The organism is Kriegella aquimaris, assembly GCF_900103215.1.
Taxonomy (GTDB): Bacteria; Bacteroidota; Bacteroidia; order Flavobacteriales; family Flavobacteriaceae; genus Kriegella; species Kriegella aquimaris.
In genome coordinates, this window is the sequence record NZ_FNGV01000017.1 from 99832 (window position 1) to 112183 (window position 12352).

General features: G+C 40.2%; 4 protein-coding genes and 1 pseudogene. 4 read left to right on the forward strand and 1 reads right to left on the reverse strand.

Features of this window, described 5'->3' with window-relative positions:
• Positions 1–114 precede the first annotated feature (114 nt).
• From rpoB to BLS33_RS22170, 3 genes are read left to right on the forward strand one after another with little or no spacing between them, the layout of a single operon-like run.
• Complete coding sequence (gene rpoB / locus BLS33_RS22160; protein WP_089895084.1) at positions 115–3924, forward strand: DNA-directed RNA polymerase subunit beta; 3810 nt, start codon at positions 115–117, stop codon at positions 3922–3924.
• A gap of 39 nt (positions 3925–3963) precedes the next feature.
• Positions 3964–8262 carry a DNA-directed RNA polymerase subunit beta' gene (gene rpoC, locus BLS33_RS22165; RefSeq protein ID WP_089895086.1) on the forward strand — a complete coding sequence of 1433 codons (4299 nt, stop codon included), beginning with the start codon at positions 3964–3966 and terminating at the stop codon, positions 8260–8262.
• 48 nt (positions 8263–8310) lie between these two features.
• The gene (locus BLS33_RS22170; protein ID WP_089895088.1) at positions 8311–8622 is read left to right on the forward strand and encodes a DUF3467 domain-containing protein; all 312 of its coding nucleotides are present in this window, start codon (positions 8311–8313) and stop codon (positions 8620–8622) included.
• A gap of 91 nt (positions 8623–8713) precedes the next feature.
• Here the strand turns inward: BLS33_RS22170 and BLS33_RS22175 are convergent, their stop codons facing one another.
• A complete protein-coding gene (locus BLS33_RS22175) occupies positions 8714–10303 on the reverse strand; it encodes a peptide chain release factor 3 (RefSeq protein WP_089895090.1) in 1590 nt (529 codons plus the stop codon).
• A 396-nt stretch (positions 10304–10699) separates the two neighbouring features.
• On the opposite strand from BLS33_RS22175, the pseudogene BLS33_RS22180 reads away from it, so the two are divergent.
• Positions 10700–12352 (forward strand): annotated as a pseudogene (locus BLS33_RS22180) (gliding motility-associated C-terminal domain-containing protein); the annotation flags it as partial.

Sequence of the window (12352 nt, forward strand, 5' to 3'; positions counted from 1 at the left end):
TTGGTTTAGGTCTTTTCGCTTTTTGCGGCTAGACCTAAGCCTTTTTATAGACACTATAGTATATAAAGGTATATACGACCCTATTAGTACTCACGATAAAATACTGTCCTATAGATGTTCACACAACAGACTGAGAGAATAAATTTCGCATCCGCTAAGAATACACCGGCCTATCCGGATTTTTTAGATATTCAGATAAAATCATTTCAAGATTTCTTTCAACTTGAAACAAAATCTGATGAAAGGGGAGATGAAGGATTATACAATACATTTATGGAAAACTTTCCAATTACGGACACGAGAAATCAGTTCGTTTTGGAATTTTTAGATTATTTCATAGACCCTCCGAGGTATTCGATTCAAGAATGTATTGAGCGTGGCCTTACCTACAGTGTGCCATTGAAAGCTAGGTTAAAGTTATATTGTACCGATCCAGAGCACGAAGATTTTGAAACTATCGTACAAGATGTCTATTTAGGTACCATACCCTACATGACACCAAGCGGTACCTTCGTTATCAACGGGGCGGAAAGAGTTGTAGTATCGCAGTTGCACCGTTCACCTGGTGTTTTCTTCGGCCAGTCTTTCCATGCTAACGGAACAAAATTATATTCTGCCAGGGTAATTCCTTTTAAAGGTTCTTGGATAGAATTTGCTACCGATATTAATGGGGTTATGTACGCCTATATCGATAGAAAGAAAAAATTACCGGTTACTACCTTGTTCAGGGCTATTGGTTTTGAGCGTGATAAGGATATTTTGGAAATCTTTGATCTTTCCGAGGAAATTAAAGTTTCTAATGCCGGTCTAAAAAAAGTTTTAGGTCGCAAATTGGCCGCTAGGGTATTGAACACCTGGCATGAGGATTTTGTGGATGAAGATACTGGTGAGGTTGTTTCCATCGAGCGTAATGAAATTATCTTGGATCGTGATACGGTTTTGGAGAAAGATCACATTACCGAAATTTTGGAAGCCGATGTGAAGACTATCCTATTGCATAAAGAGAACAATGCCCAGTCTGATTATGCGATTATCCATAACACATTACAAAAGGATCCAACGAACTCTGAAAAAGAGGCCGTTGAACATATTTATCGTCAATTACGTAATGCCGAGCCGCCCGATGAGGAAACTGCGCGCGGTATTATTGATAAGCTTTTCTTTTCCGATCAACGATATAATCTCGGTGAAGTAGGGCGTTATAGAATGAATAAAAAATTAGGTTTGAATATCGGAATGGACAAGCAAGTCTTGACCAAAGAAGATATCATAACCATTATCAAGTATCTAATCGAGCTAATCAACTCAAAAGCAGAGATTGATGATATTGATCACCTTTCTAACCGTCGTGTAAGAACAGTTGGTGAGCAGTTGTCATCTCAGTTCGGTGTTGGTTTGGCACGTATGGCACGTACTATTCGTGAGCGTATGAACGTTCGTGACAATGAGGTGTTTACTCCTATCGATTTGATTAATGCGAAGACTCTGTCTTCTGTGATCAACTCGTTTTTCGGTACGAACCAGTTGTCTCAATTTATGGATCAAACCAATCCATTGGCCGAGATTACGCACAAGAGAAGATTGTCGGCACTAGGGCCAGGTGGACTTTCACGTGAAAGAGCCGGGTTCGAGGTTCGTGATGTACATTATACGCACTACGGTAGACTTTGTCCCATAGAAACTCCTGAAGGACCGAATATTGGACTTATTTCTTCACTTGCTGTATTTTCTAAGGTTAACCCTATGGGCTTCTTGGAAACTCCGTATCGTAAGGTAACCGATGCCAAGGTAAATACGAAAGAATTCGTTTACTTGAGTGCAGAGGAAGAAGAGGGAATGAAAATCGCTCAAGCCAACATTCCTTTGAAGGAAGATGGTACCATTGATAGTGAAAAAGTAATTGCGCGTGAAGAAGGAGATTTCCCGGTTGTTGATCCAGGTGAAATTAACTATACAGACGTTGCACCTAATCAGATTGCATCTATATCTGCATCGCTTATTCCGTTCTTGGAGCATGATGATGCGAACCGTGCTTTGATGGGATCTAACATGATGCGTCAAGCTGTACCGTTGTTAAGACCACAATCTCCGATTGTGGGTACCGGCCTTGAGCGTCAAGTCGCTTCTGACTCTAGGGTATTGATAAATGCTGAAGGTGATGGTACGATAGAATATGTCGATGCTAAGAAGATTACCATTAAATATGATAGAACCGAAGCCGAAAGGCTAATAAGTTTTGAAGAAGATTTCAAAACATATGAGTTGGTGAAATTCAGAAAGACAAACCAAGGAACAAATATCAACCTTAAGCCTATTGTTAAAAAGGGCGATAAGGTTAAAAAAGGTCAAGTGCTTTGTGAAGGGTATGCAACCGAGAAAGGTGAACTTGCTTTGGGTAGAAACTTAACAGTAGCCTTTATGCCTTGGAAAGGGTATAACTTTGAAGATGCTATTGTGATTTCTGAAAAAGTTGTTCGTGAAGATATCTTTACCTCTATCCATGTTGATGAATATTCGTTGGAGGTTAGAGATACCAAATTGGGTGCTGAAGAATTGACGCATGATATTCCGAACGTTTCCGAAGAGGCTACCAAAGACTTGGACGAAAACGGAATGATCCGTATCGGAGCTGAAGTAAAACCTGGTGATATTCTGATTGGTAAGATTACACCAAAAGGTGAATCAGACCCAACTCCTGAAGAAAAGTTGCTTCGTGCTATTTTTGGTGACAAGGCCGGTGATGTGAAAGATGCTTCTTTAAAAGCTTCTCCTTCTTTACGAGGTGTTGTAATCGACAAGAAATTGTTCTCCCGTTCAATTAAGGACAAGCGTAAAAGATCTGAGGATAAAGAGGCCATTTCGAATTTAGAATTGGAATACGAAGTTAAATTTGAACAACTGAAAGATGTATTGATCGATAAGTTGTTTACGTTGATCAGTGGTAAAACATCGCAAGGCGTATTGAACGATCTTGGTGAAGAGGTATTACCGAAAGGTAAAAAGTATACCTTGAAAATGTTGAATTCAGTTGATGATTTTGCCCATTTAATCGGTGGAAGCTGGACAACGGATAAGGAAACCAATACTGCTGTAGCCGATTTGCTTCATAATTATAAGATTAAACTGAACGACCTTCAAGGGAACTTGAGAAGAGATAAGTTTACGATATCTGTCGGTGATGAATTGCCAGCCGGGATCATGAAATTGGCAAAGGTTTATGTCGCTAAGAAACGTAAGTTGAAAGTAGGCGATAAAATGGCAGGGCGACACGGAAACAAAGGTATTGTTTCACGAATCGTACGTCAAGAAGATATGCCTTTCTTAGAAGATGGAACTCCGGTCGATATTGTATTGAACCCGTTGGGTGTACCATCACGTATGAACATCGGACAGATTTATGAAACCGTTCTAGGTTGGGCAGGTCTTAAATTGGGCAAGAAATTCGGTACGCCGATTTTTGATGGCGCCACTTTAGACCAAATAAATGCCTATACCGATGAAGCTGGTATCCCAAGATTTGGACATACCTACCTGTTTGACGGTGGAACTGGACAGCGATTTGATCAACCTGCTACGGTAGGTGTGATTTACATGTTGAAATTGGGCCATATGGTAGATGATAAGATGCACGCCCGTTCAATCGGACCATACTCTTTGATTACACAACAACCACTTGGTGGTAAAGCCCAGTTTGGTGGTCAACGTTTCGGAGAGATGGAAGTGTGGGCATTGGAAGCATATGGTGCTTCTGCCACGCTACGTGAAATATTGACGGTCAAGTCTGATGATGTAATCGGTAGGGCCAAGACCTACGAATCGATCGTTAAGGGAGAGACCATGCCAGAACCTGGCTTGCCAGAATCTTTCAATGTATTGATGCACGAACTTAAGGGATTAGGTTTGGATATCAGGTTGGAAGAATAATTAAAATACACACATTTAATTTAGTATCACCATTATATTATGGCTAGAATAAAGGATAATACCCCAGCAAAAAGATTTGATAAGATTTCCATTGGATTATCTTCCCCGGAAGCAATTTTGGCGGAATCAAGGGGAGAAGTTTTAAAGCCCGAAACCATTAATTACAGAACCCACAAACCTGAGCGTGATGGGCTGTTCTGTGAGCGTATTTTTGGACCTGTTAAAGATTATGAGTGTGCTTGTGGAAAATACAAGCGAATTCGGTACCGTGGCATTGTCTGCGACCGATGTGGTGTTGAAGTAACCGAAAAGAAAGTACGTAGAGATAGGGTAGGGCATATCAACTTGGTCGTTCCTGTAGCACATATTTGGTATTTCCGTTCCTTGCCGAACAAAATAGGATACCTCTTAGGTTTGCCATCCAAGAAATTGGATATGATTATATACTACGAACGTTACGTGGTAATACAGGCAGGTGTTGCGAAGGGTCCAGAGGGTGAAGAGGTTCAGAAGATGGATTTCTTGACAGAGGAAGAATACTTGAATATTTTGGAGTCGATTCCTCAGGAAAATCAATACTTGGAAGATTCCGATCCCAACAAGTTTATTGCTAAAATGGGTGCCGAATGTCTGATTGACCTTTTGGCACGTATCGACCTTAAAGAACTCTCTTACGAATTGAGGCATAAGGCCAATACGGAAACTTCAAAACAGAGAAAAACGGAAGCTCTTAAGCGTCTTCAAGTTGTTGAGGCTTTAAGGGAATCGCAAGATAATCGCGATAACAGACCCGAATGGATGATTATGAAAGTTGTGCCGGTAATTCCGCCAGAACTACGTCCATTGGTGCCTTTGGATGGTGGTCGTTTTGCTACTTCTGACCTTAATGATTTGTACCGAAGGGTAATTATTAGAAATAACCGTTTAAAACGATTGGTTGAAATAAAAGCGCCCGAAGTAATTCTTAGAAATGAGAAACGTATGCTTCAGGAAGCGGTAGATTCATTGTTTGATAATACACGAAAATCATCTGCCGTTAAAACGGAATCTAACAGACCATTAAAATCTCTTTCAGATTCTTTGAAAGGTAAACAAGGTCGTTTCCGTCAAAACCTTTTAGGTAAACGTGTTGATTATTCCGCACGTTCGGTTATCGTTGTTGGACCCGAGATGAGATTGTTCGAATGTGGTCTTCCTAAAGATATGGCGGCCGAACTATACAAGCCTTTTGTCATCCGTAAATTGATTGAAAGAGGTATTGTCAAGACAGTTAAGTCGGCCAAAAAGATTATAGATAAAAAAGAGCCTGTTGTTTGGGATATTCTTGAGAATGTATTAAAAGGACACCCTGTAATGTTGAACAGGGCCCCTACATTGCACAGATTGGGTATCCAAGCTTTTCAGCCAAAACTTATTGAAGGGAAAGCCATTCGGTTACACCCCTTGGTATGTACTGCATTTAATGCGGATTTTGATGGTGACCAGATGGCAGTTCATTTACCATTGGGACCAGAGGCTATTCTTGAATGCCAATTATTAATGTTGGCTTCCCATAACATTTTGAACCCGGCGAACGGTTCACCTATTACGGTACCATCGCAGGATATGGTCTTGGGACTGTATTATATGACGAAGGAAAGAAAATCTACTCCTGAAGTACCTATTAAAGGTGAAGGTTTGACTTTCTATTCTTACGAAGAGGTTGAAATTGCCTTTAATGAAGGTATGGTCAACTTGAACGCTGGTATCAAGGTAAGAGCAAAAGATTTCAATGAAGAAGGAGAACTGGTCAATCAAATCATACCTACTACAGTTGGTAGAGTATTATTTAATATGGAGGTTCCCGAAGCTGCAGGATATATTAATGATGTCTTGAACAAAAAATCTTTGCGAGATATTATTGGTGGAATTTTGGCCGTTACCGATGTGCCAACAACCGCTGATTTCTTGGACAAGATAAAAACGATGGGATATGAATTTGCCTTTAAGGGTGGTCTATCCTTTAGTTTGGGTGATATTATTATTCCGCAGGAAAAGCATGAGATGATTGCCGAGGCCAATGGTCAGGTTGATGGTATTATGGCCAACTATAATATGGGTCTTATTACGAACAACGAACGTTACAATCAGGTCATTGATGTATGGACGTCTACAAATGCCCAGTTGACCGAACTGGCCATGAAACGTATTCGTGAGGATCAACAAGGGTTCAACTCGGTGTATATGATGTTGGATTCTGGGGCTAGGGGATCTAAAGAACAGATTCGTCAGCTTACCGGTATGCGTGGTTTGATGGCGAAGCCTAAAAAATCGACCGCTGGTGGTGGTGAAATTATTGAAAACCCAATTCTTTCGAACTTTAAGGAAGGTTTATCGATTTTGGAATACTTTATTTCTACTCACGGTGCACGTAAAGGACTTGCAGATACCGCTTTGAAAACTGCGGATGCTGGTTACCTTACACGACGTTTGGTCGATGTTTCCCAAGACGTTATTATTAATATCGAAGATTGTGAAACTCTTAGGGGTATCGAAGTTCAACCTTTGAAGAAAAACGAAGAGGTTGTAGAAACCTTGGGCGAGCGAATTCTTGGTAGGGTTTCGTTACATGATGTATACAATCCTTTGACCGAAGAACTTTTGTTGACCGCAGGGCAACAGATTATGGAATCGGATATCAAGAAAATCGAGAATTCTCCTGTCGAAAAGGTTGAAGTACGTTCTGCATTGACTTGTGAAGCACCAAAGGGTATTTGCGCTAAATGTTACGGTAGAAACCTATCTACAAATAAAATGGTTCAGCGAGGTGAGGCTGTAGGTGTTGTTGCTGCTCAATCTATTGGGGAGCCCGGTACACAGTTGACATTGCGTACGTTCCACGTGGGAGGTATTGCCGGAAACATCTCTGAAGATAACAAACTCGAGGCTAAGTTCAATGGTGTAGCCGAGATTGAAGACTTGAGAACTGTAAATGGTAAAGATAGCGAAGGTAATGATGCTGAGATTGTAATTTCCAGAACCTCTGAAATTAAGATTGTCGATGGCAAAACAGGTATAACGCTGAGTAATAATAACATTCCATACGGATCTAAATTGTCGGTTAAAAACGGCGATAAGATTGCTAAAGGCGATATTATTTGTTCATGGGATCCATATAACGGTGTTATCGTTTCGGAATTTCCTGGAAAAATTGCCTATGAGAATATTGAGCAAGGTATAACCTATCAGGTAGAGATTGATGAGCAAACTGGTTTCCAAGAGAAAGTAATCTCAGAATCTAGGAACAAGAAATTAATTCCTACTTTATTGATTAAGAACAGTAAGAATGATGTCTTGCGTTCTTATAACCTTCCTGTAGGTTCTCACATTATGGTCGATGACGGTGAGAAAATCGAAGAAGGTAAGATTTTGGTTAAGATACCGCGTAAGTCTGCCAAGGCGGGTGATATTACCGGTGGTCTTCCAAGAGTTACCGAATTATTCGAGGCAAGAAATCCGTCTAACCCAGCAGTAGTTTCTGAGATTGATGGTGTTGTTTCTTTTGGGAAGATAAAAAGAGGTAATCGCGAGATTATTATCGAATCGAAATTAGGTGAGATCAAGAAATATCTTGTAAAACTCTCTAACCAAATACTTGTTCAAGAGAATGATTATGTTCGTGCCGGTATGCCGTTGTCCGATGGTTCAATAACTCCTGAAGATATTTTGGCTATCAAAGGTCCGTCTGCAGTTCAGCAATATTTGGTAAACGAAGTGCAAGAAGTATATCGCCTTCAGGGTGTTAAGATTAATGACAAACATTTTGAGGTAGTTGTTAGGCAGATGATGCGTAAAGTACGTATTCAAGATCCAGGCGACACTATTTTCCTAGAGAACCAATTGGTACATAAAGATGACTTCATTTCAGAAAATGATGGAATCTACGGTAAGAAAGTGGTTGTTGAAAAAGGAGATTCTGAAAACCTTAAAGCAGGTCAGATAATTACGGCGCGAGAGCTTCGAGATGAAAACTCTATTTTGAAGCGTTCCGATAAGGCATTGGTAGAGGCTAAAGATGCAATTGCAGCTACAGCAACTCCGATACTTCAAGGAATAACGCGAGCGTCGTTGCAGACCAAATCATTTATTTCTGCAGCTTCTTTCCAAGAAACTACCAAAGTGTTGAACGAGGCCGCCGTAAGCGGAAAAATAGATACATTGGAAGGCTTGAAGGAGAACGTTATCGTCGGGCACAAAATACCCGCTGGTACCGGAATGCGAGATTACGAGAATATCATTGTAGGCTCGAAAGAGGAATATGATGAAATAATGGCCCGCAAGGAAGCCTTGAAATTTTAAAACCAAAACCCTCGACTCATAAAAGTGTCGGGGGTTATTTTTTTTAATATGAGCGATCACAAACAAGAACAAAAGCAAATCAACATCGAATTGGATGAGAAAACAGCTGAAGGAATATATTCCAACTTGGCTATAATCAACCACTCGGTTTCAGAATTTGTTGTCGATTTTATCAGTATGATGCCAGGGGCGCCAAAAGCCAAGGTGAAGAGCAGAATCGTGCTTACGCCGCAGCATGCCAAGAAATTTCTCAAGGCACTAAACGATAATGTTAATCGTTTTGAAAAGGCACATGGGGTAATCAAAGATTATGAACAAACGCCCATACCTATTAATTTCGGACCTACTGGCGAAGCTTGAAAAACACCAAGCGCCTAGTAAAGTAGTAACAGTAGCCCGATAAAAGCTAAAAAGACCTGTCAGGTTCTATAAAACCTGACAGGTCTTTTTTTTAGTCAAATTCAGAAACGAAATGCAATTTTACAGAAGGGTATTTCTGTTGTGTCATTTGTAAAGAAAACTGGGAATCTGCTAAAAATACCAATTGTCCCCTTTTATCTTTAGCCAAAAACTTTTGCTTTACTCTTTTGAATTCTTTGAATTCCTCATTTTTAGGGTCTTCAGGTTCTACCCAACAGGCTTTGTGTACCGGAAAGTTTTCATAAGTACATTTGGCACCGTATTCATGTTCTAGACGGTATTGGATAACTTCGAATTGTAGTGCTCCTACAGTACCGATCACCTTTCTTCCGTTGATTTCCAGAGTGAACAATTGAGCCACACCTTCGTCCATCAATTGATCAATTCCCTTAAAGAGTTGCTTAGACTTCATGGGGTCTGCATTGTTGATATATCTGAAGTGTTCGGGCGAAAAACTTGGAATACCTTTATAATGTAATATTTCTCCTTCAGTTAGCGTGTCACCTATTTTAAAATTGCCTGTATCGTGTAAGCCTACAATATCCCCGGGATACGAAATGTCTACAATTTCCTTTTTCTCGGCAAAAAACGCATTAGGACTCGAAAACTTCAGTTTTTTGTTTTGCCGAACATGTAAATAGGGTTTGTTACGTTCAAAAGTACCCGATACAATTTTGACGAATGCCAGTCGATCACGGTGCTTAGGGTCCATATTCGCATGTATTTTAAAAACAAAACCGGTCATTTCTTCTTCATCGGCCACCACTAATCGTTCTTCCGATTTTTTAGGTCTGGGAGCAGGGGCAATTTCTATAAAGCAATCCAATAGTTCCCTAACCCCAAAATTGTTAAGGGCCGATCCGAAAAATACGGGTTGTTGGGTTCCCTTTAAATAACTTTCTTTATCAAACGCAGGGTATACGCCCTGCACCAGTTCTAAATTTTCCCGTAATTCTTCCGCAGCCTTGTTACCTATTATATTTTCTAGTTCGGCATTGTTCAGGTCATCGAAGGCAATGGTATCCTCTATATTTTTTTTATTGTCTCCACTGAATAGGTTGATATTTTTTTCGTAAATATTATATATGCCTTTAAAGTCATAACCCATTCCTATGGGGAAACTCAAGGGTGTTACTGCGAGCCCCAGCTTCTGTTCAACTTCATCCAAAAGGTCAAAAGCATCCTTACCTTCCCGGTCGAGTTTGTTTATGAAAACAATAATGGGAATATTTCGCATTCTACAGACTTGTACAAGTTTCTCGGTTTGCTCTTCTACACCCTTGGCGACATCAATTACGACAATAACGCTATCCACTGCGGTGAGTGTTCTAAAAGTATCCTCAGCAAAGTCTTTGTGACCCGGGGTATCTAGAATATTTATTTTTTTATCCTTATATAAAAAGGCCAAAACTGATGTGGCAACAGAAATACCGCGTTGTCGCTCTATTTCCATAAAATCACTGGTGGCTGTTTTTTTTATTTTATTATTCTTGACGGCACCCGCCTCTTGTATCGCTCCTCCGAACAAAAGTAATTTCTCGGTAAGTGTCGTTTTTCCCGCATCGGGGTGGGAGATTATACCGAAAGTCCGGCGTCTTTGAATTTGGTCTTTGAAACTCATGAAGAAATTTTGGGCAAAAGTAATCTAAAATATGTGGATTACCGTCATATTTGGCCATTCGAAGCACAACGAACAAGCTTGATTTTTTCTTACATATCAATTTATGAAAGGTGACATTCGAAGAGTTCATTTTCGATTAAATACCGATTTACTCGATTTTTAGATAACGTTATAAACTTTTAGCAAGATTTGTGCGTATTTAGATGGTGTGCAATGTAAAATTCCCACGCTTTAACGAATAATAAGGTGTTTGGTGGATAATGAACAATTTCAGGTTTATTACAATTTGATGATTGAATTTTTAAATATATATTGCGCTTTGTATGTGATTGCTCCCAATCTTACTGAATAAAATTCCTACAGCCATGGTGTGGTAAATTAAAATTACTATCGCTTATGGAAATTATTACGTCTCAAATTTTACCAAAAAAAAGAGTTCTTTATTTCTCGTTTAGAGCCCTTTTATTTATTGCATTGGTTTTCTTAGTGATCCCTTGGACAAGGGCTAATAACGCTTTTTCGGAAAAGAATGTATTGGTCGATGATGACGTTGAAGTTTTAGCCAATGTAGATATTGACGATGACGATGATGGCATATTAGATAAGGTCGAAGATTCGAACTTAGATGGAGATAATGACCATACTACAAATCCAACGGATTCAGATGGTGATGGTATACCTAATTATCAAGATATAGATTCCGATAACGATGGTATTTTAGACAATTATGAAAGTCAGCGAACTAGTAGATATGTTGCTCCTTCAGGTAATGATGCTAATAATAACGGTCTGGATGATGCTTATGAAGGTTCATTCGGCTTTGGCATAACCCCTATAAACTCTGACTACGGTTCCATTCCTGATTATTTAGATATAGATTCTGATATCGATGGTATAAGAGATAATATTGAGGCCCAATCTTTTATTGGGTTTATTCCACCTTCAGGCATTGATGATAATAATAATGGTTTAGATGATGCCTATGAAGGTTCCTATGGTTTTGGTATCAATCCCATAAATTCCGATAGTGATGCATATCCTGATTTTCGTGATTTTGATTCAGACGGTGATGGTATAAAGGATAAGGTAGAAGCACAGACCTCAGAAAGCTTTATTCCACCCAGCGGAGATAAGAATGATAACGATATTGATGATTCCTATGAAAATGGTCTGACTCCTATTGATACAGATGGGGATAAACTGCCTGATTACAGAGATATTGATACCGATAACGATGGTATTCTTGATAATATAGAGAGTCAGCCTTTTGATGGATATGTAGCCCCTACAGGTAATGATCCCGATCGTGATGGTTTGGATAATATTTATGGAGATACCGGTATCGAACCAACAAATAGCGATAGCGATACAAAACCTGATTTTAGGGATATTGATTCTGATAACGACGGAATACCCGATAATGTGGAGGCTCAAACTACTGCGGGTTACATTCCGCCCGCCGAAGCAGATGATGATGGTGATGGATTGGACAACGCTTATGAGGGTGGCGGTAACGATGGATTGACTGTAGTCAATACGGATGGAACCGATGAACCTGATTTTGTTGATGCAGATAGCGACAATGACCTTGTACCTGACAACAATGAAGGCAATGATTTCAATTTTGATGGATTACCCAATCAAGCCTATACTGGAACGGATACCGATGGCGACGGACTTGATAATGGATATGAGGGTGGTGATGTTAACGACGGTTTCGATGTTAACGACGAGATTAACGTTCCGGCCACGGATTTACCCGATACCGATGGTACAGAAGATGTGAACTATCGTGATTTGGACGATGACGGCGACGGTATCGATACCCCGAACGAGGATGCCGATAACGATGGAGACCCGACCAATGATGATACCGACGGTGACGGTACTCCCGACTACTTAGACCCTACCGATACCGATGGTGACGGTGTGCCCGATGTTACCGATCTTGATGACGACAACGACGGCCTATTGGATAGTACCGAGGACCCGAACCTTGATGGTGACGACGATCCCTTGACCGATCCTTTGGACAGCGACAACGACGGA

Coding starts and splice junctions, on each gene's coding strand:
- rpoC (WP_089895086.1), top strand. CDS start 3,964: ATGGCTAGAATAAAGGATAATACCCCAGCAAAAAGATTTGATAAGATT.
- BLS33_RS22170 (WP_089895088.1), top strand. CDS start 8,311: ATGAGCGATCACAAACAAGAACAAAAGCAAATCAACATCGAATTGGAT.
- BLS33_RS22175 (WP_089895090.1), bottom strand. CDS start 10,303: ATGAGTTTCAAAGACCAAATTCAAAGACGCCGGACTTTCGGTATAATC.
- rpoB (WP_089895084.1), top strand. CDS start 115: ATGTTCACACAACAGACTGAGAGAATAAATTTCGCATCCGCTAAGAAT.